Below are 18,688 nucleotides of genomic sequence, written 5' to 3' on the forward strand. Positions count from 1 at the left end.
CCTCAGAGCCCGACGACGGGCGCGAGGAGCGCGCCCGCGGACTCGACGGCGGTGACCGTGTACTCCCAGCTGTAGACGTGGTTGAGAAGCAGGTACGTCACGACGCCGAGGGCGAGGGAGACGAGCCACGCGCCCGCCGCGATGCGGCCGACCTTCCGGTGGGGCGTCTCGGTCCGCAGTTCGCGCTCGGAGTGGGTTATCCCGAGGATGAGCGCGTAGAGGACGACCGGCACCGAGACGATAGAGAGGATGATGTGAATCGCCAGCATCGCCAGGTACGGGTAGTACGCGAACGCGGGGCCGACGAACTCCTTGGTGCCGCCGCCGCCGATTTTCGCGAGGTACATCACGAGGAAGACGAGGATGAGGCCGAACGACGTGACCATCGCGGCCGCGTGCTTCCGGACCTCGTCGCGGCGAATCCAGCGCCAGCCCGCCGCGATGACGAGGACGTTCACCGTGTTCACGACGGCGATGGCGTCCGAGAGGAGGTTCACCTGTGGGAGCGACAGGTCGGGAAAGACCCGGCCGGGGACGACGCCGAGGAACGTCCCGATGACGAGGGCGTACCCGACGACCGAGAGGACGGCGGTCGCGGCCGCGGGGTGTTCCTTCAGGGGGTTGTCTGCGCTCGCAGTTGCCATGGCCGGGGGTTGGGAAGACGGCGTATTCCGTCTTCGGGTTCCGGACGGGCTTCGAGGGGCGGACCCCCCGCTCGCGGAGCGACCGACCGAGTCAGATGACGCCCGTGATGGTCGCCGCCTCGATGGCCGCCTCCTCGCTGACGCCGTTGCCGAGAATCGTGTAGCGGTCGCGAATCTCGTGGGCGGTCGTGAGCGCCTCGATAATCGTCTCGTCGTCGATGCCGAGTTCGTCGGCGGTCGTCGGCGCGCCCATCGTCGAGAGGGCGTCGCGGATGTCGGTCCACTCGCCGCGCGCGCCGCTGTGGAAGTACTCGGTCATGATGGAGCCGACGCCGACCTGGTGGCCGTGGAGGGCGCGGCCGGGCGCGATGCGGTCGAGCTGGTGCGAAAAGAGATGTTCCGCGCCCGACGCGGGCCGCGAGGAGCCGGCGATGGACATGGCGACGCCCGAGGAGACGAGCGCCTTCGTCACTATCCACGCGGACTCTTCGAGCCCCGGCTTGATGGAGTCGGCGCTCCCGACGAGCATCTCGGCGGTCATCTGCGAGAGCGCGCCCGCGTACTCGGAGTACTCGACGTTCTTCAGGCGGTGGGCCAACTCCCAGTCTTTGACCGCGGTGTAGTTCGAGATGATGTCGGCACAGCCGGCGGTCGTGAGTTCCCACGGGGCCTCCGCGAGCAGTTCGGTGTCGGCGACGACCGCGAGCGGCGGGTCGGCGGCGACCGAGTGTCGGGTGTCGCCCTCGGGAATGGACGACCGGCCCGAGACGATGCCGTCGTGGCTCGCGGCCGTCGGGACCGAGATGAACCCGCAGTCGAGGCGGTCGGAGGCCATCTTCGCCACGTCGATGGGCTTGCCGCCGCCGAGGGCGATGAGGTAGCCCGCGTCGGCCTCGCGCGCCGCGTCGACGACGCGCTCGACCGACTCGAAGCTCGCGCGGTCCAGGGAGACGGAGGCGATGCCGTCGAACTGGTCGCGGACCCGGTCGCCGGCGATGCGGTCGGGCGACGGGCTCGTGACGAGAAACGGGTCGCCAGAGAGGTACAGCTCGTCGACCGCGGCCGAGAGGTCGTCGAGCACGCCGTGGCCCTGAAGCACGTTCCTCGGGAGCTTAATCCACGTCGATTTATCGAACATACGCGGAAATCGGCCACCACGGTTCATAGTGTTTCTCGTCTCGGAGACGGGGGTGCGCCGAACGCCCGACGGGAATCGCGGGACTCCGAGCCGAGAGAGCGACCGAGGTTTCGAGCAGTCGCGCGTCCGGGCGTCAGAGCACGAGCGACTGCACCGCGTCCCAGATGAAGACGACGCCGAAGCCGCCGAGGACGACGGCGCTGACGGCGGCGACGGCGGGCGCGAAGGAGTCGACGCGCTGTTCGGCCGCGACGAGCGCCGCGGGGAAGCCGGTCACCCAGACCGCGATGCCGCCGAAGAAGCCGAGGATGAGCGCCGGACTTCCCGTCTCCACGATGAGGAGGTTCGCCAGCGACGCCCCGAGATACGGCGTGTGGGCGAGCACGTCGACGGTGCCGGTCTCCAGCAGGCCGACGCCGATGGTGAGCCAGAACAGAATCTGGTAGGGGTTCGTCAGCGCGAGCACGAACGCCTTCGTGAAGCCCGCGCTGTCGTCGTCGGTGTCGGCGGCCTCGCGGAACGTGGTTCCAATCTCCCGTGCCGCGCCGTAGGCGAAGTAGAGCATGAGGACGCCGCCGGCACCGACCATGACGGCCCGCACGGTCGGGAACTGCTCGACGAACGCGACGAGGCCGAGCGCCGCGAGGACGAAGAAGAGCGCGTCGGCGCTCATCGCGCCGAGGCCGGCGCGAGCGCCCGCGGTCCACCCGCGGACGACGCTCTCCTCGGCGATGACGGCGTTCATCGGGCCGGGCGGCGCGGCGAGCGCCAGGCCGAACACCAGCCCGGCACCCAGAGACGGGAGGAGCGTAGACATGGCTCTCTCTTGGGCGCGATTCCGTGAAAAGTGGCGCGGAAGCGACGGCGTTGGGGGTTCGAACCGGTCACGGCGCGACCGGATGCGACCTCAGACCAGCGCGAGGACGGCGTCGCTGGCGGTGCCGACGAGCGTCTCCCAGACGGAGAAGCCGGTGGCGATGGCGAGCAGGGTGTCGGCGGCGAAGAAGCCGAACAGGGCGGCCGCGCCGAGGTACGCCTTGCGCGTGTCGAACCGGTGGGAAAACCGGTGGAAGAAGTACGCGTTGGCGATGCTCACCGGGATGATGGCGAGCATCTCGCCCGCCCAGATAGCCGAGGTCGCGCCGTACTGCACGGCCAGCCCGATGGTGACGAGCTGGGTCTTGTCGCCGAACTCGCCCGCGGCCATCATGGCGAAGATGGGCAGGAAGCCGCCGAAGCCCTGCGTCGATAGCTCGCGGCCGAACACCGTCGGCGCGTCGTCGAAGCCGGACACCCCGCCGTCGGTGGTCGCGGTCTCGCCCCCCGCGGACGCGTCGGGCGCGGAGCGGTAGAGCAACACCGCGAAGGTGGCGAACAGGACGGCGGTGATGGCGTCGAGCGCGACCGGCGGGAGCGCGCTCTTGAGCGCCTGCCCGAGCAGGATTTCGAGCGCCGTCCAGATGGCGAACGCCGAGCCCGCGGCCGCGACGACGACCTTCGGGTCGAACCGGGTCGAGAGGCCCGCGATGATGAACTGGACCTTCTCGCCCGGCAGGACCGCAAGTTGGGAGACGAGGGCGACGACGAGAATCTCCCACCAGCCGGTCACGCCGGCGACACCTCCTCGCTACTCGGCTCGTCGGGCGGTCGGACGCGAATCGTTCGAGCCACCGACTCGGGGAGGCTCTGCTCGCGCCCGCCGTCGCCGACGCGGACCGTCACCATCCCGAACGGGGCGATGTCGGTCACTTCGATGGTCGTGCCGGGCGTGACGCCGGCTTCGGAGAGATACTCCAACTCCGCGGGGTCGCGGTCGCTGACGCGGGCGACGACGAGCAGGTCGCCGACCTCGCAGTCCGACAGCACCGACAGCCCCGAGGAGTCCGGCGGCGTGAGGTCGGCGCTCGGGATGGGGTCGCCGTGGGGGTCGACCTCCGGCTCGCCGAGGGCGGCGGCGACCCGCTTTTCGAACTCCTCGCTGATGTGGTGTTCGAGCGCGTCGGCCTCGTCGTGGACCTCGCTCCACGAGTAGTCGAGGTGTTCCGTGAGGTACGCTTCGAGGAGGCGGTGGTGTCGGAGCACTTCGAGCGCGACGGTCTCGCCCTCCGTGGTCAGTTCGACGCCCTTGTACTTCTCGCGGTCGACCAGCCCGCGGTCTTCGAGCTTGCCGACCATGCTCGTCACGGTCGGCGGCGTCTTCCCGAGGTACTCCGCGATATCGGAGGTCGAGACCGGCGGTCCCTGCTCCATCTGGAGCGTGTAGATAGCCTTCAGATAGTCCTCCATCACGTCGCTCAACATACCACGGATTAGATGCGTCTAAAGTAAAAGTCTGATGGAGGTAACGGGAGGGTTCGAGCGGGGAACCAGCCGGTCGTGCGGCCTCTCAGACGCCCTGACCCATCAGGTGACTGCGGAGGATGTCGGCGTTCTTCGTCCCGGACTCGGTGTTGACGACGACGACCGTGTCGTCCTCGTCGAACTCGTCGGCGAGTTCCCACGCGCCGGCGAGCGCGACGCCGCCCGCGGAACCGACTTCGACGCCGGCGGTCTGGGCGGCCGTGACGGCGGATTCGAGCGCGTCGTCGTCGCTGACGGCGACGGCCGCGCCGCCGGACTCGCGGACGGCGCGGAGCGCGAGCGACCCGCCCGCGGGGTCGGGAATCTCCAGTTCGCCGACGATGGTGTCCGGGTGGTTCCACGCCTCGTGGGCGTCGCTGTCGGCCTCCCACGCGGTGGCGACGGGGGAGCAACCGACCGACTGCGCGGCGACGAGTTTAGGGACCGACTCGACCAGTCCGAGGTCGACGAGGTCGGTAAAGCCCTTGTAGACGCCGTAGGCGAGTTCGCCGGTCGAGACGGGGACGACGACCCAGTCGGGGACCGACCAGTCGAGGCGCTCCGCGACCTCGTAGGCGATGGTCTTCGCGCCGTCGTGGCGGTAGGGGTTGTCGAACTCCTGTAGGGTGTACCAGTCGCTTTTGAGCTGTTCGTGGAGCGCGGAGAGCGCCGCGGGATAGCGCCCGCCGACGACCTTCATCTGGCCGCCGTGGACGTTCACCATGGCCTTGTTCGGGAACGGCGTCCGCGAGGGGACGAAGCCGTAGGAGCGAGCGTCCACGAGGCCCGCGTAGGAGGCCGCCGACTGCGCGCCGTTGCCGGGCGAGGCGTGCGCGACGACCTCGGCGTCGGCCTCGCGCGCGGCGGTGACGGCGAGCGAGAAGCCGCGGTCGAGGAACGTCCCGGTCGGGTTGCGACCCTCGTCTTTGATGAGAAGCGACCCGACCTCTGCCTCCTCGCCGAGCGCGTCGGCCGCGACGAGCGGCGTCGCGCCCTCGTTGGCCGTCACCGGCTCCGCGAAGGGGAGCAGTTCGCGGTAGCGCCACATCGTGTCGAAGGGGCGCTCGGCGAGCGTCTCGGCGTCCCACTCGACCGCGTCGAGGTCGTAGGCGGGGTCAAGCGGCGCGCCGGCGTCGCTCGCGCCGGTCGCGGCCGCGTCGTACTCGTCGCCGGTCTCCGTGCACACCAGCCCGGAGAAGCTGTCGGACGTCTGCATGGCCGGGGCTTACGGGGGGAGGGACTAAGCCCTTCCCGTCGGTCGATGGCCGCCACCCGTAGCGGCTTTGTGTCGCCCGTCCGAGAGACGGGGTATGGACGATAGCCACATCGCGGTCGTCGGCGCGGGCCTCGCGGGCCTCGTCGCCGCGCGACACCTCGCCGCCGCCGGGGCCGACGTGACCGTCGTGGAGCGGCGCGACGGCGTCGGCGGGCGAGTCCGCACCCGGACGAAAGACGGCTTCACGCTCGACCGCGGGTTTCAGGTCCTCTTCACCGACTACCCCGCGGTCCGGCGGGAACTCGACCTCGACGCCCTCGACCTCCGGCGGTTCACTCCCGGCGCGACCATCTGCCGGCCGAGCCGACGCGCGGTGCTCTCGGACCCCCTCCGCGACATCGGGAGCCTGTTCGAGTCCGTCCGCAACCCCGAGGTGACGACGAGCGACAAGCTCCGGACGCTGGCGCTCAGACAGGACGTGAGCAACCGTGACGAGGAAGAAATCTTCGCCTCGGCGGACCGGAGCATCCGGTCGTACCTCCGCGACTGGGGCTTCTCCGAGGACTACATCGAGCACTTCGTCGCGCCGTTCTACGGCGGCATCACGCTCGACCGCTCGCTCTCGTCGTCGAAGCGGGTGTTCGAGTACACCTTCAAGATGCTCTCGACGGGGAGCACCGCGGTCCCCGCGGCGGGGATGGGGGCGGTTCCCGAGCAACTCGCCGACGCCGCCCGCGACGAGGGCGCGACCGTCCGCCTCGGCGAGCGCGTGGAGTCGGTCCAGTCCGACGGCGACGGCGCGGTCGTCACCACGGGCCGCGAGTCGCTCGAAGCCGACGCGGTCGTCGTCGCCACCGACCCCAAGGAGGCCCGCCGGCTGACCGGCGTCGGGTCGATTCCGACCGAGGCCCACGGCTGTGTCACCCAGTACTACACGCTCCCGAGCGGGAGCGGCCTCGACGCGGGCAAGCGCATCATGCTCAACGCGCCGAGTCCCGACCCCAACACGGTCGTCCCGCTGTCGACCGTCGCGCCGGAGTACGCCCCGCCGGGCGCGGAGCTCCTGAACGCGACGTTCCTCGGCGCGGCCGCGCAGGACGACTCCGAGGAGGAGCTGTTCGAGAAGACCCGTCGGACGCTCGAAGCGTGGTACCCGGAACGCTACTTCGACGACCTCGAACTGCTCCACACCGACTACATCTCCTTCGCGCAGTTCGCCCAGCCGCCGGGCGTCCACGAGTCCCTGCCCGACGCGCGCGACGCCCCGGGTCGCGCGTACCTCGCCGGCGACTACACCGCGTGGTCGTCGATTCAGGGCGCGATGCGAAGCGGGAAAGAGGCGGCTGACGCCGTCCGCGACGACCTCTCGTAGTCCCGAACGCGCCTCGCCGGCGATTTTCCACTCGCCGCCCGCCTCGACTCCTCAGAGCAACCGTCGAAGCTTCCCCAGCGGCGGGAACGTGAGGGTCTCGTCCGCCTCCGCATCGCGCACCAGCGGCCGGAAGACGCTCGCGTCGGTGACGAGCGGCGAGTCGAAGTCGGCCATCCGCATCCCGTTGATTTCGACGCCCGCGGCGAGGCGGGTGAACGCCGGCAACATCAGCACGTCGCCGCCGCGGTAGGCGTCGGGGCCGTAGAGGACGCAGGGCCGTCGCCGGCCCTCGATAGCGAGCGTCGGGTGGTCGTGGCCGACGACGTAGCGCTCGGCGTCGCCGTCGGGTTCGCGGTGGCCGTGACAGACGAGCGTCCCGTCGGCGAGGCGGTACTCGTCGTGAACCTCGCCCGGCCAGACCTCGTCGAGCATCGTGTCGTGGTTGCCGGCGACGAACACCGGGTCGGCACCGGCGTCGGCGCAGGTCTCAGCGAGGGTTTCGAGGGCCGCGACGTGGCGCTCGGAGACGCGGTCGAACCGGTGGAGCACGTCGCCGGCGAAGACGACTTCGCGGGGGTCGAACTCGGCGCAGTAGGCTCGCAGGCGCTCCGCGAGGTCGGCCCCCTCGCCGAGCGGGAACTCGACCGCCGACGCGTCCGCTCGGCCGACGTGCAGGTCCGAGAGGACGAGCGCGTCGGCGTCGGGAAGAGAGATAGCGCGCTCGCGGACGGAGACGCGTGTCACGACCGAGTGGACGGCCCTCGAAGACAAATCACCACCGGCGGCGGGCGTCGCACCGAAACCTCCCGAGCGGGCGGTCGAACCGCGCGGTGGAGCAGGGGCCTTTTTAATCGGTGCGTCCCACGTTCGGCACATGAGCGGCGCACTGGAGGACAAGCGCACCGCGACCCGCTTTCGCATCCTCGCCGAGATAGCCGACCGACAGCCGGCGGTGAGTCAGGGCGAAATCGCCGAGGCGGTCGGGGTGACGAGTCAGGCGGTCTCCGAGTACATCCGCGACCTCGTCGAAGACGGGCTCGTCGAAAAGCAGGGCCGGTCGCGCTACCGCGTGACGAAAGAGGGCGTCGACTGGCTGTTTCAGGAGGCCCGCGCCCTCCAGCGCTTCGCCGAACACGTCACCGACGACGTGCTGGAGAGCGTCAACGAGGACGCCGCAATCGTCACCGACGACGTCGCGGCCGGCGACACGGTGACGCTGTCGCTCCGCGAGGGGCTACTCCACGCCACGCCCGGCGACGACGGCCCGGCCATCGGCGTCGCCACCACCGACGCCGAGGCGGGCGACGCGGCCAGCGTCACCGGCTTCGAGGGCGTCATCGAGATGGAACCCGGCTCGGTCCGCGTCCTGCAGGTGCCGCCCGCGCGGGTCGCCGAGGCCGACGCGGTCGATTCGGACGCGCTCGCGGCGGCGTGCGACGAGGCCGACATCGTCGTCGCCGCGGGCGTCGAGGCCGTCGTCGCCTGCCGCAACGCGGACGTCGACGTGCGGACGTGGTTCGCGCCGGGCGAGGTCGCCGCCGACGCCGCGGCCCGCGGCCTCGACGCCGCTGTCGTCGCGAGCACGGACGCCGCCGGGCGCGTGACCGACGCGCTCCGCGACGCGGGCGTGCTGTTCGAAGTGACGGAGCCGTAGCTCCGCGTCGGGGTCGGTTTTTCTCGCAGTCGAATTCTCAGCCCTCGGCGTGTTCCCGCGCCATCGTGTACGCCTCCCGTAGCTCGTGGAACCGCTCTCGGTCGCCGCCGTGGTCGGGATGCACGTCCTTCACTCGCGCTCGATAGGCGTCCTGAACGGCCTCCGTGGACGCGTTCGCGGGGAGGTCGAGCCGGTCGAACGCGGCCGACACGGGGTCGTCGAGGTCGGCCAGTTCGGGCTCGACGTCAGGCACGTCGAACGGGAGGCGACGGCCGAGTTGGCCGCCGGGCATCTCGTGTTCGCAGAGGACTGCGTAGACGCCGGCGCGTTCGAGGCGGAAGAACGCCTGCGCGTCGAAGGTGATGGCGACGCCGCGGTCGGGGAGGAAAAACGCCACCGTCTCGCCGCGGACCGGGCGGTCCTCGACGAACCGCTCCCCGATGGAGGTGAGGTAGTCGCGGATTTCGACGCGGCGGCGACCCGTCCCGTCGACGCGGGGGCCGCGGGAGACCCGCCGCTCCGGGAACACACGGCCGCCGACGACGAAGACGCCGGCGACGACGACGGAGGCGACCGCGCCCGCCACGAGGCCGACGAGGAGCCACGGCGGGAGCAGAAAGACCCACTCCGGAAGCACGCTAGAAGTCACGGGACGAGCGATTATGAACCCCTCGCTGTCCGTAACGGTTTGCCGCCGGCGGACCAAGTGCCGGTATGCGACCGATTCGATTCGAGGAGGCTGACAGCGCGGAGCGCACCCAAATCGGCGAGGGACTGACGCGGCCGGCCGTCGCCGCCGGACGGCTGGAGACGGGCCGCTCGGAGGGGAAGTACTTCCTCCGCCACGGCGACGGCTGTGCCGTCTGCGGGAGGCCGGTCGAAGCCGGGTCGCCGTTCTACCTCGACCCCGACGCCGGCGAAATCCTGTGCGAGGAACACGGCCGGGAGCGCAGGGAGTCCTGAGAGCGGCCGTCTCCCCGCCGAGGTCGCAATTTCATACTCGGCTTCGAGTGAGTTTTCATTCATACTTGTTTCGTTCGCAAACTTCTTTATCGGGGTACGGGACCATACGAACATCACATGGCTGTAGTCTGGCTGGACGACGTACGGGCCGACGACCTCGACCTGGTCGGCGGGAAAGGCGCGTCGCTGGGTGAACTCACGGGTGCGGGGCTCCCCGTGCCGCCGGGATTCGTCGTCACGGCGAGCACGTATCGCGCGTTCATCGAGGACGCGGGCATCGACGACGAGCTGTTCGCCGCGGTCGAGGTCGACCACGAGGACTCCGCGGCGCTGAAGGAGGCCCACGAGGCGGCCCACGACCTCATCATGGAGACGCCGATGCCGGACGACGTGCGGGAGGAAATCCTCGACGCCTACCGGAGCGTCGGCGAGGGCGACGCCTTCGTCGCCGTCCGGTCGTCCGCGACGGCCGAGGACCTGCCTGACGCCTCCTTCGCGGGCCAACAGGAGACGTTCCTCAACGTCACCGAGGAGGACCTCCTCGACCGCGTCAAGGAGTGTTGGGCCTCGCTGTTCTCCGAGCGCGCCATCTACTACCGCAACCGGAAGGGGTTCCCCCACGACAAGGTCGATATCGCGGTGGTCGTCCAGCAGATGGTCGACGCCGAGAAGTCCGGCGTGATGTTCACCCGGCACCCCTCGACCGGGAAGAAGGAAATCATCATCGAGGCGGCGTGGGGTCTCGGCGAGGCCGTCGTCTCCGGCACCGTCTCGCCCGACAACTACGTCGTCAGCCGCGAGAGCGGCGATGTCGAAACCGCGACCATCGCGGACAAGAAGACGATGTGCGTCCGCGACGAGGAAAGCGGCGAGACCGTCATGCGCGACGTGCCGAACGACCGCCGCCACGAGCGCGTCCTCACCGACGACGAGGTGTCCCGCCTCCTCGAACTCGGCGAACTGGTCGAAGACCACTACGAGACGCCGCAGGACGTGGAGTGGGCCGTCTACGAGGGCGAAGTGTACATGCTCCAGTCGCGCCCGATTACGACCATCGCCGAGGGCGACGGCGAGGAAGGCGAAAGCGACAGCGGCGGGAGCTCGCGGGCGACCGCGACCGGCGACGACGTGCTCATCCGCGGCCTCGGCGCGAGCCCCGGCATCGCCTCCGGCCGCGCCCGCATCGTCACCAAGCTCGACCACCTCGACCAGGTGGCCGAGGGCGACATCATCGTCACCGAGATGACCATGCCGGACATGGTGCCCGCGATGAAGCGCGCCGCCGGCATCGTCACCGACGAGGGCGGGATGACCTCCCACGCGGCCATCGTCTCCCGCGAACTCGGCGTGCCCGCGGTCGTCGGCACCGGCGACGGGACGAAGACGCTCGAAGACGGCGAAATCATCACCATCGACGGCGACAAGGGCACCATCCGCGAGGGCGAGGAACCCGAGGAGAAACAGCGCCAGCCCGTCGAGGAGGCCCGCCCCAAGACGCCCGTCAAGCCGATGACCGCGACCGAGGTCAAGGTCAACGTCTCCATCCCCGAGGCGGGCGAGCGCGCCGCCGCCACGGGCGCAGACGGCGTCGGCCTGCTCCGCATCGAGCACATGGTCCTGACGCTCGGCAAGACCCCAGAGCGGTTCATCGAGCAGAACGGCGAGCGCGCCTACGTGGACGAAATCGTCTCGGGCGTCCGCGAGGTCGCAGAGGAGTTCTACCCGCGGCCGGTGCGCGTCCGCACCCTCGACGCGCCGACAGACGAGTTCCGACAGCTGGAGGGCGGCGAGAACGAGCCGCGCGAGCACAACCCGATGCTCGGCTACCGCGGCATCCGTCGCGGCCTCGACAACCCGAGCGTGTTCCGCCTCGAACTGCAGGCGTTCCGCCGCCTGTTCGACATGGGCTACGACAACCTCGAAGTCATGTTCCCGCTCGTCAACGACGCGGAGGACGTGCTCCGGGCGAAAGAGCACATGCGCGAGGCCGGCATCGACCCCGAAAAGCGCGAGTGGGGCGTCATGATAGAGACGCCCGCGGCGGCACTCTGCATCGAGGAGCTCGCCGACGCCGGCATCGACTTCGCCTCCTTCGGCACGAACGACCTGACGCAGTACACCCTCGCGGTGGACCGCAACAACGAGCACGTCGCCGACATCTACGACGAACTGCACCCGGCGGTGCTCAAACTCATCGGCGACACCATCGAGACGTGCCGCGAGGTCGGCGTGAAGACGAGCATCTGCGGGCAGGCCGGCTCGAAGCCCAAGATGGTCCAGTTCCTCGTCGACAAGGGCGTCAGCTCCATCTCGGCCAACATCGACGCCGTCCGCGACGTGCAACACGAGGTCAAGCGCGTCGAACAGCGGCTCCTCCTCGACTCGGTCCGCTGAGGCCCGGCGAACGTCGAAGGGCGACCACCCGCGTTCCGTCTTTTCTCGTCCGCGTAGCGGAAGCTGTCGGCTGGGCGACGCGGCGCAATGGAGCGGAACCGATATACTGGGTGTGGTTATAGTGGGATGCATGCAGCGCGCGGCACCGCAGGAGTTCGACCGCGTCCTCTCTTCGATGTGCACCCGACCGCACCCGGCCGCTCGGAAGGCCGCAGAGCGGTTCTTCGCGACCAACCCCGGCGACCCGGCGACCTATCAGGCCGTCGCCGCACTCGAAGAAGACGCACTCTCGTACCTCGGCGAGATTACCGGCCTCTCGGCCCCCAACGGCTACGTGACGAGCGGCGGGACCGAGGCCAACATCCAGGCCATCCGGGCCGCGCGAAACCACGCCCGCGACGACGACCCGAACGTCGTCGCCCCCGAGAGCATCCACTTCAGCTTCCAGAAGGCCGCCGACGTGCTCGACGTGGAGCTCCGCGTCGTCCCCGTCGACGACGACTACCGCGCGAACGTCGCGGCCGTCCGCGAGGCCGTCGACGACCACACCGTCCTCGTCGCCGGCGTCGCCGGCACGACCGAGTTCGGCCGCGTCGACCCGATTCCCGAGTTGACCGCGGTCGCCCACGACGCCGGCGCGCTGATGCACGTCGACGCCGCGTGGGGCGGCTTCGTCCTCCCCTTTACCGACCACGAGTGGTCGTTCGCCCACGCGCCGGTCGACTCGATGACCATCGACCCCCACAAGTACGGGCAGGCGGTCGTCCCCGCCGGCGGCCTGCTGTTCCGCGATAAGTCGGTCGTCGACTCGCTGGCGGTCGACACGCCGTACCTCGAATCCGCGTCGCAGGCGAGCCTCACCGGCACCCGGAGCGGCGCGGGCGTCGCCTCCGCGGCCGCCGCGATGCGCGAACTCTGGCCCGACGGCTACCGCGACGTCTACGAGCGCCAGCAGGCGAACGCCGACTGGCTCTACGACGAACTCCGCGCCCGCGGCTACGACGCCGTCGAACCCGAACTTCCACTGGTCGCCGCGAGCGTCGACGACGGGCAGTTCGAGTCGCTCCGCGACCTCGGCTGGCGCATCTCGCGGACCGCGAGCGGCGAACTCCGCATCGTCTGTATGCCGCACGTCTCCCGCGAGTCGCTCCGGGCGTTCCTCTCGGACCTCGACGACCTCCGGTCGGGACCGGCGCGCAACTGAGCCGGTCCGAACCTGAAAGCTTACAATCGACTGGCTTCGACCCTCTCGTGTGTCTCTCACCGCGTTCGCATCGCTCGCAGACCTGACCGTCAGTCTGTACCCCGACTTCTCGTGGCTCTCGTCGCTCGTCGAGACGGCCACCGGCTGGGTCGGGTTAGTCATCATCTTCGCCTACTCGTTTCTCATCGCCTTCGCCCTCCCCGGCGTGAGCGAAATCGTCCTCGCCGCCCCGCTCGACCTCGGGCTACCCTACGGCGCGAAACTCGCGGTCATCATCCTCGTCAGCGGCGCGGGCAAGGCCGCCGGGAGCGTCTTCGCGTTCCACATCGGCCGCCAGACGACGGAGTCGGGCTACGTCGAGCGGGCGCTCGAACGGCTCCCGGTCGACGTGATGGGCTGGACCGAACGCAAGGCCGTCGAAATCGCGCAGAACTGGGGCTTCGCCGGCCTCGCGGCCGCGCTCTGCGTGCCGGGCTTCCCGGACACGCTGTCGATTTACGCGTTTTCGGTCCTCGAAGACGACTACCTCAGGTTCGCCGCCGCAACGTTCGTTGGCTCCTGCGGCCGACTCGTCGTGACGGTCATCGGCATCGAGGCCGCGCTGGCGTTCCTCTGAGCGGGTCGAGGGGCGGCGCGAGCGCCCTGAGCACCCCGAGGGCCGTTCGCGTCGCCCGAGCGCCCGACAATTTATACGCGCGCTCGGCTTCAGTACCGGTGTGACCGCGACGGGACTCCCCGACAACATGCGTATGCGCGCGTTCTTTTAGCCGCGGGTGGACCCGCCTTCGGCCGTCGCCTCGGTAACGTGAGACGGCGGTCGGACCCGGCGAACCTCGGGGCGATATCGCACCGCCAGACAGACGCGTCCGAAGCGGCGGGCTTTAGGCCCGCTTCCGAGATACACGACACAGATGAGTCACGAGGACTTCCCCACGGAGAACCCAGCGGTGGTGACGTGTGGACTGCCGTACGCGAACGGCGACCTCCACATCGGCCACCTCAGAACGTACGTCGGCGGCGACATCTACAGTCGCTCGCTGCGAACACTCGGCCAGCAGACGGCCTTCGTCAGCGGGTCGGACATGCACGGCACGCCGGTCGCCGTCAACGCCGAGAAGGAGGGCGTCACGCCCGAGGAGTTCGCGCTCCGCCACCACGAGAAGTACGAGGCGACGTTCCCCCGCTTCAACATCGAGTTCGACAACTACGGCCACACCCACGACGAGACGAACACCGAACTGACGCAGGAAATCGTCCGGACGCTCGAAGCCGAGGGCTACGTCTACGAGAAGGAGATTCCGGTCGCCTACGACCCCGAGGCGGACCAGTGGCTCCCCGACCGCTTCGTCGAGGGCGCGTGTCCGTACTGCGGCGCGCACGCCCGCGGCGACGAGTGCGACGAGGGCTGTGGGCGTCACCTCGAACCCGGCGAAATCGAAGAGCCGACCTCGACGCTCACCGGCAACCCCGCGGAGTACCGCGAGCGCGAGCACAAGTTCTTCGCGGTCTCCGACCTCCAAGAGTACCTCCAGGAGTTCATCGACCGCCTCGAAGGCACCTCGAACGCCCAGAACCAGCCCCGCGAGTGGATAGAGGGCGAACTGCAGGACTGGTGTATCACCCGCGACATGGACTGGGGCATCGACTACCCCGGCGACGAGGGCGACGACCTCGTGCTGTACGTCTGGGTCGACGCGCCAATCGAGTACATCTCCTCGACGAAGCAGTACACCGAGCGCGTCGGTGCCGACACGTTCGACTGGGAGGCCGCGTGGAAGGACGCGGGCGTCTCCGAATCCGACGCGGGTTCGGAGGCTCGCCGGACGGAGTCCGGCGGTGACATCGTCCACATCATCGGCCGCGACATCATCCAGCACCACACCGTGTTCTGGCCGGCGATGCTCCGCGGCGCGGGCTACGTCGAGCCGCGCGCGGTCATGGCCTCCGGCTTCATCACGCTCAACGGCAAGGGCTTTTCCACCTCGCGCAACCGCGCCGTCTGGGCCGACGAGTACCTCGACGAGGGCTTCCACCCCGACCTGCTTCGGTACTACCTCGCCACCAACGGCGGCTTCCAGCAGGACGTGGACTTCTCGTGGTCGAAGTTCAAAGACCGCGTGAACAGCGAACTCGTCGGCACGGTCGGCAACTTCCTCTACCGGTCGATGCTCTTCGCGTACCGCAACTTCGAGGGGACGCCCGACGCCGACGTGTCGGAAGAAGTCGAAGCCCGCATCGAGGAGGCCATCGACGAGTTCGAAGCCGGCATCAACGACTACTCCGTCCGGCAGGCCGGCAACGCCGCCGTTCGCCTCGCCCAGTTCGGCAACGAGTACATCCAGCGCAACGAGCCGTGGAAGCTCACCGACGAGGACCCCGAGGCCGCGGCGCAGGTCATCCGCGACTGCGTCCAGATTGCGAAGGCCATCGCCGTGCTGTTCTTCCCCGTCGCGCCGGGCAAGATGCAGGCGCTCTGGGAACAGCTCGGCGAGGACGGCTCCGTGACCGACACCGCCGTCGACGACGCCTTCGAGGCCCCGCCGGCGTCCTTCGGCGAGCCCGAGGCGCTGTTCGAGAAAATCGAAGACGAGCGCGTCGAGGAACTCAACGAGAAGCTCGAAGCGCGCGTGGCCGAGACGGAATCCGAAAGCGACGAGTCCGACGAGGACGCCGAGAACGATATGGACGCTGACTCCGACGCCGACATCGACTTCGAACCCATCGCCGACGACCGCATCAGCTTCGAGGAGTTCCAGGACCTCGACATCCGCGTGGGCGAAATCGTCGCCGCCGAGGGCATCGACGGCGCGGACAAACTCGCCAGGCTCACCGTCGACATCGGCGTCGAAGAGCGCCAAATCGTCGCCGGCATCAAACAGCTCCACGACCTCGACGCGCTTTCCGGGACGAAGGTCATCATCGTCGCCAACCTCGAAAAGGCCGAACTGTTCGGCGTCGAGTCCAACGGGATGCTGTTGGCCGCGGGCGACGAGGCCGACATCCTGACGACCCACGGCGACGCCGTCCCCGGCACGAAAGTTCAGTAAACGGCCGCCTCCGACCGATACGCGACCGCCTCCGACCCGACACGCGACCACCCACAACCCGATTTTTTCGACGCGCCGTTTTTCTCGACGCCGTCCCCGTGTCAGAGACGGACCACAGCGCCTAACTGCGCCGCCCCCCGAGCGTCGCCCATGCGAATCGGAAGACGGGAAGCGGTCGGAATCGTCGTCGCGCTCGCGGTGTTCGCGGGCGTCGTCGCCGCGGTCACCGGCGGCGGCGCGGGCACCCTGACCGTCGAACGCGTGGACGAACTCCCGCAGGGACAGGGTGCGGTCGCCTTCGGCAACCTCGACCCCGACCAGCGCGAGACGTTCGCGGAGGCGGTCTCGACCGACGAGCCGGTGGCGATACCGAACGAGGCGGCGCGAAACGAGTTCGTCGACCCCGGCTACGTCCGGTACGACGGCGGTATCTACCGGACGACCGTCTCCGACTGAGTCGGCGTTCGGCGCTCGAATCCCGCGCCGAGACCGGAGCGGCTTTGAACGGCGACGCTGGAGCGCCGGCCATGCGAGTCAGCGTGTTGCTCGCCGCGGCGCTCGTCCTCTCGACGGGCTGTCTCGGCGGCGGAAGCGGGACAGCGAGGCTGAGCGTCACCCGAGTCGACGACCTCCCGCAGGGCGAGGGAGCCGTCTCGTATCAGAACCTCGCGCCTGACCAACAGTCGGCGTTCCGGCAGGCGCTCGGGGGCGAGACCGTGACGCTCCGGACGGGAACGGACAGAAACGAGTTCCGCGACCCCGGCTACGTCAGATACGACGGGAAAATTTACCAAACGACCATTATAGTTGCGTGAGGTCGACCGAGCGGTCAGTTCGACGGGCGAACTATAGAGGGTACGTATGCGAACCCGTTACTCGGCACCGAGTTCATCATCGGGCTTTTTTATCAGTCACTCGTAGGCGGTGCCATGAGAAACGCAAAAATCGTCTGCACCCTCGGTCCCGCGTCGTTCGACCGAGAGACGATTCGCGGGCTCGCCGACGCCGGTATGAGCGTCGCCCGGATGAACGCGAGCCACGGCAACGTCGAACACCGGTCCGACGTCATCGACAGCATCCGCGCCGTCGACGACGCGACCGACGAACCGCTCGCGGCCATGCTCGACCTGCAGGGTCCCGAAGTACGAACCGCCGAAATCGACGAGGACATCTACCTCGAAACCGGAAGCGAGGTCCGCTTCTACGAGGGCGACGACGCCACCCCCGAGGCAGTCGGACTGTCGTACTCCATCACCGCCGCGGAGTCCGGCGACACCATCCTCCTCGACGACGGTCGCATCGAGGCCACCGTCGAGTCCGTCGAAGACGACGCGGTCCACGCGACCATCGTCTCCGGCGGGAAGCTCAGTTCGCGCAAGGGCGTGAACGTCCCCGGCGTCGACCTCGACATCGACCTCATCACCGACTCCGACTACGAGAACCTGAAGCTCGCCGCGGAGAAGGAAGTCGACTACGTCGCCGCCTCGTTCATCCGCGACGCCGAGGACGTCTACACCATCAGCGACACCCTCGAGAACCTCGGCGCGGAGATTCCCATCATCGCCAAAATCGAGCGCGCCGGCGCGGTCGAGAACCTCGACGAAATCATCCAGGCGGCCCACGGCGTGATGGTCGCCCGCGGCGACCTCGGCGTCGAGTGCCCGCTCGAAGAGGTGCCCATCATCCAGAAGCGCACCATCCGCAAAGCGCAGGCCGCGGGCGTGCCGGTCATCACCGCGACCGAGATGCTCGACTCGATGGTCCGCTCGCGCCGCCCGACCCGCGCGGAGGCGTCCGACGTGGCCAACGCCGTCCTCGACGGCACCGACGCCGTGATGCTCTCGGGCGAGACCGCCGTCGGCGACCACCCCATCCGCGTCGTCGATACGATGTCCCGCATCGTCAAGGAAGTCGAGGCCAGCCCCGAGTACGACGAGAGCCAAGAACAGCGCGTCCCGACCGCCGACGAGGGCTCCCGCACGGAGGCGCTGGCCCGCTCGGCGCGCTACCTCGCCCGCGACGTGAACGCCGCGGCCGTCGTCGCCGTCTCCGAGTCCGGCTACACCGCCCGGAAGACCGCGAAGTTCCGCCCCGGCGTCCCCGTCGTCGCCGTCACGCCGAACGACCGGACGCGCCGCCAGCTCGCCGTCTCGTGGGGCGTCTCGGCGCAGTACGCCGACTACAGCCCGAGCGTCGAGGGCGTCATGGACGACGCCGTCACCGCCGCGCTCGACGCCGGCGTCGCCGAGTCCGGCGACACCATCGTCGTCCTCTCCGGCATGATGACGGAGCTCGAAGGGACGAACACGACGAACATGCTCAAGGTCCACGTCGCCGCCGAGCCCGTCGCCACGGGCCGGAAAATCGTCAGCGGCCGCGTCGCCGGCCCCCTCTACCGCACCGAGGACGGCGACCTCACGGACGTCCCCGAGGGCGCGATTCTCGCGCTGTCGGCCGAGTTCGACGGCGAGTTCGACGGCGACGCCGACAAGCTCGCCGGCATCGTCGACGCCCGCGCGGGCATGACCGGCTACCCGGCGCTCGTCGCGCGCGAGCTCGACATCCCGATGGTGTCGGGCGCGCCGCTTCCGAAGACCATCGCGCAGGGCGCGACCGTCACGCTCCACGCCGAGCGCGGCATCGTCTACGAGGGCGACGTCATCAACCACGACCGCGACAGCCGGTAGGAGTGCGGTAGCCCTTTCCCGCCTCGACG

Annotated in this window: 18 protein-coding genes; 10 read left to right on the forward strand and 8 right to left on the reverse strand. The window is 69.3% G+C overall.

The features are described from left to right. Window positions 1-2: 2 nt before the first annotated feature. The 6 genes from C438_RS18245 to C438_RS18270 form a co-directional block, all read right to left on the reverse strand. Window positions 3-644, reverse strand: coding sequence for a DUF420 domain-containing protein (locus tag C438_RS18245; protein ID WP_004971189.1), 642 nt, complete (start codon window positions 642-644; stop codon window positions 3-5). Between the two features lie 91 nt (window positions 645-735). After that, window positions 736-1,782: an NAD(P)-dependent glycerol-1-phosphate dehydrogenase gene (locus tag C438_RS18250; protein WP_004971192.1), complete on the reverse strand. Its 1,047-nt coding sequence runs from the start codon at window positions 1,780-1,782 to the stop codon at window positions 736-738. A 133-nt stretch (window positions 1,783-1,915) separates the two neighbouring features. Beyond that, window positions 1,916-2,563, reverse strand: coding sequence for a LysE family translocator (locus tag C438_RS18255; protein ID WP_004971193.1), 648 nt, complete (start codon window positions 2,561-2,563; stop codon window positions 1,916-1,918). 126 nt (window positions 2,564-2,689) lie between these two features. Beyond that, the gene (locus C438_RS18260; protein WP_004971194.1) at window positions 2,690-3,391 is read right to left on the reverse strand and encodes a TMEM165/GDT1 family protein; all 702 of its coding nucleotides are present in this window, start codon (window positions 3,389-3,391) and stop codon (window positions 2,690-2,692) included. After that, window positions 3,388-4,083 (reverse strand): metal-dependent transcriptional regulator, encoded by a 696-nt coding sequence (locus tag C438_RS18265; RefSeq protein ID WP_049918235.1) that lies wholly within the window; start codon window positions 4,081-4,083, stop codon window positions 3,388-3,390. Before C438_RS18265 ends, C438_RS18260 begins: the two co-directional genes overlap by 4 nt. Window positions 4,084-4,168: 85 nt before the next feature. Beyond that, the gene (locus C438_RS18270) at window positions 4,169-5,338 is read right to left on the reverse strand and encodes a threonine synthase (protein ID WP_004971198.1); all 1,170 of its coding nucleotides are present in this window, start codon (window positions 5,336-5,338) and stop codon (window positions 4,169-4,171) included. 94 nt (window positions 5,339-5,432) lie between these two features. Between C438_RS18270 and C438_RS18275 the strand changes: the two genes are divergently transcribed. Next, complete coding sequence (locus C438_RS18275; protein WP_004971199.1) at window positions 5,433-6,710, forward strand: NAD(P)/FAD-dependent oxidoreductase; 1,278 nt, start codon at window positions 5,433-5,435, stop codon at window positions 6,708-6,710. Between the two features lie 51 nt (window positions 6,711-6,761). On the opposite strand, the gene C438_RS18280 is transcribed toward C438_RS18275, so the two are convergent. Then, entirely contained in the window at window positions 6,762-7,454 is a 693-nt protein-coding gene (locus tag C438_RS18280; RefSeq protein WP_004971200.1) for a metallophosphoesterase, read from the reverse strand. Window positions 7,455-7,584: 130 nt separating this feature from the next. Between C438_RS18280 and C438_RS18285 the strand changes: the two genes are divergently transcribed. Further along, window positions 7,585-8,364, forward strand: a complete 780-nt coding sequence (locus tag C438_RS18285; protein WP_004971201.1) for a DUF7839 domain-containing protein — start codon at window positions 7,585-7,587, stop codon at window positions 8,362-8,364. A gap of 37 nt (window positions 8,365-8,401) precedes the next feature. Here C438_RS18285 and C438_RS18290 read toward each other — a convergent pair whose 3' ends face one another. Next, complete coding sequence (locus tag C438_RS18290) at window positions 8,402-9,001, reverse strand: J domain-containing protein (RefSeq protein WP_004971202.1); 600 nt, start codon at window positions 8,999-9,001, stop codon at window positions 8,402-8,404. Between the two features lie 77 nt (window positions 9,002-9,078). Between C438_RS18290 and C438_RS18295 the strand changes: the two genes are divergently transcribed. From C438_RS18295 to pyk, 8 genes are all read left to right on the forward strand, one after another. Beyond that, window positions 9,079-9,327, forward strand: coding sequence for a hypothetical protein (locus C438_RS18295; protein WP_004971203.1), 249 nt, complete (start codon window positions 9,079-9,081; stop codon window positions 9,325-9,327). A gap of 117 nt (window positions 9,328-9,444) precedes the next feature. After that, window positions 9,445-11,721, forward strand: coding sequence for a phosphoenolpyruvate synthase (gene ppsA / locus C438_RS18300; RefSeq protein WP_004971204.1), 2,277 nt, complete (start codon window positions 9,445-9,447; stop codon window positions 11,719-11,721). 130 nt (window positions 11,722-11,851) lie between these two features. After that, window positions 11,852-12,925: a tyrosine decarboxylase MfnA gene (mfnA, locus tag C438_RS18305; protein ID WP_004971205.1), complete on the forward strand. Its 1,074-nt coding sequence runs from the start codon at window positions 11,852-11,854 to the stop codon at window positions 12,923-12,925. Between the two features lie 49 nt (window positions 12,926-12,974). Then, window positions 12,975-13,541 (forward strand): YqaA family protein, encoded by a 567-nt coding sequence (locus C438_RS18310; RefSeq protein ID WP_004971206.1) that lies wholly within the window; start codon window positions 12,975-12,977, stop codon window positions 13,539-13,541. Between the two features lie 295 nt (window positions 13,542-13,836). After that, the gene (gene metG / locus C438_RS18315; protein WP_004971207.1) at window positions 13,837-15,972 is read left to right on the forward strand and encodes a methionine--tRNA ligase; all 2,136 of its coding nucleotides are present in this window, start codon (window positions 13,837-13,839) and stop codon (window positions 15,970-15,972) included. 150 nt (window positions 15,973-16,122) lie between these two features. Then, complete coding sequence (locus C438_RS18320; RefSeq protein WP_004971208.1) at window positions 16,123-16,428, forward strand: hypothetical protein; 306 nt, start codon at window positions 16,123-16,125, stop codon at window positions 16,426-16,428. A gap of 71 nt (window positions 16,429-16,499) precedes the next feature. Beyond that, window positions 16,500-16,787, forward strand: coding sequence for a hypothetical protein (locus C438_RS18325; protein WP_004971209.1), 288 nt, complete (start codon window positions 16,500-16,502; stop codon window positions 16,785-16,787). 114 nt (window positions 16,788-16,901) lie between these two features. Next, window positions 16,902-18,659 (forward strand): pyruvate kinase, encoded by a 1,758-nt coding sequence (gene pyk / locus C438_RS18330; protein WP_004971210.1) that lies wholly within the window; start codon window positions 16,902-16,904, stop codon window positions 18,657-18,659. The last annotated feature ends 29 nt before the right edge of the window (window positions 18,660-18,688 follow it).

The sequence above is a fragment of the Haloferax denitrificans ATCC 35960 genome, assembly GCF_000337795.1.
GTDB lineage: Archaea > Halobacteriota > Halobacteria > Halobacteriales > Haloferacaceae > Haloferax > Haloferax denitrificans.

What these genes read in the sequence shown, in the direction of transcription:
- C438_RS18245 (WP_004971189.1), bottom strand. Translation starts at nt 644, where the DNA reads ATGGCAACTGCGAGCGCAGACAACCCCCTGAAGGAACACCCCGCGGCC.
- C438_RS18250 (WP_004971192.1), bottom strand. Translation starts at nt 1,782, where the DNA reads ATGTTCGATAAATCGACGTGGATTAAGCTCCCGAGGAACGTGCTTCAG.
- C438_RS18265 (WP_049918235.1), bottom strand. Translation starts at nt 4,083, where the DNA reads ATGTTGAGCGACGTGATGGAGGACTATCTGAAGGCTATCTACACGCTC.
- C438_RS18270 (WP_004971198.1), bottom strand. Translation starts at nt 5,338, where the DNA reads ATGCAGACGTCCGACAGCTTCTCCGGGCTGGTGTGCACGGAGACCGGC.
- C438_RS18275 (WP_004971199.1), top strand. Translation starts at nt 5,433, where the DNA reads ATGGACGATAGCCACATCGCGGTCGTCGGCGCGGGCCTCGCGGGCCTC.
- C438_RS18285 (WP_004971201.1), top strand. Translation starts at nt 7,585, where the DNA reads ATGAGCGGCGCACTGGAGGACAAGCGCACCGCGACCCGCTTTCGCATC.
- C438_RS18295 (WP_004971203.1), top strand. Translation starts at nt 9,079, where the DNA reads ATGCGACCGATTCGATTCGAGGAGGCTGACAGCGCGGAGCGCACCCAA.
- ppsA (WP_004971204.1), top strand. Translation starts at nt 9,445, where the DNA reads ATGGCTGTAGTCTGGCTGGACGACGTACGGGCCGACGACCTCGACCTG.
- mfnA (WP_004971205.1), top strand. Translation starts at nt 11,852, where the DNA reads ATGCAGCGCGCGGCACCGCAGGAGTTCGACCGCGTCCTCTCTTCGATG.
- metG (WP_004971207.1), top strand. Translation starts at nt 13,837, where the DNA reads ATGAGTCACGAGGACTTCCCCACGGAGAACCCAGCGGTGGTGACGTGT.
- C438_RS18320 (WP_004971208.1), top strand. Translation starts at nt 16,123, where the DNA reads ATGCGAATCGGAAGACGGGAAGCGGTCGGAATCGTCGTCGCGCTCGCG.
- C438_RS18325 (WP_004971209.1), top strand. Translation starts at nt 16,500, where the DNA reads ATGCGAGTCAGCGTGTTGCTCGCCGCGGCGCTCGTCCTCTCGACGGGC.
- pyk (WP_004971210.1), top strand. Translation starts at nt 16,902, where the DNA reads ATGAGAAACGCAAAAATCGTCTGCACCCTCGGTCCCGCGTCGTTCGAC.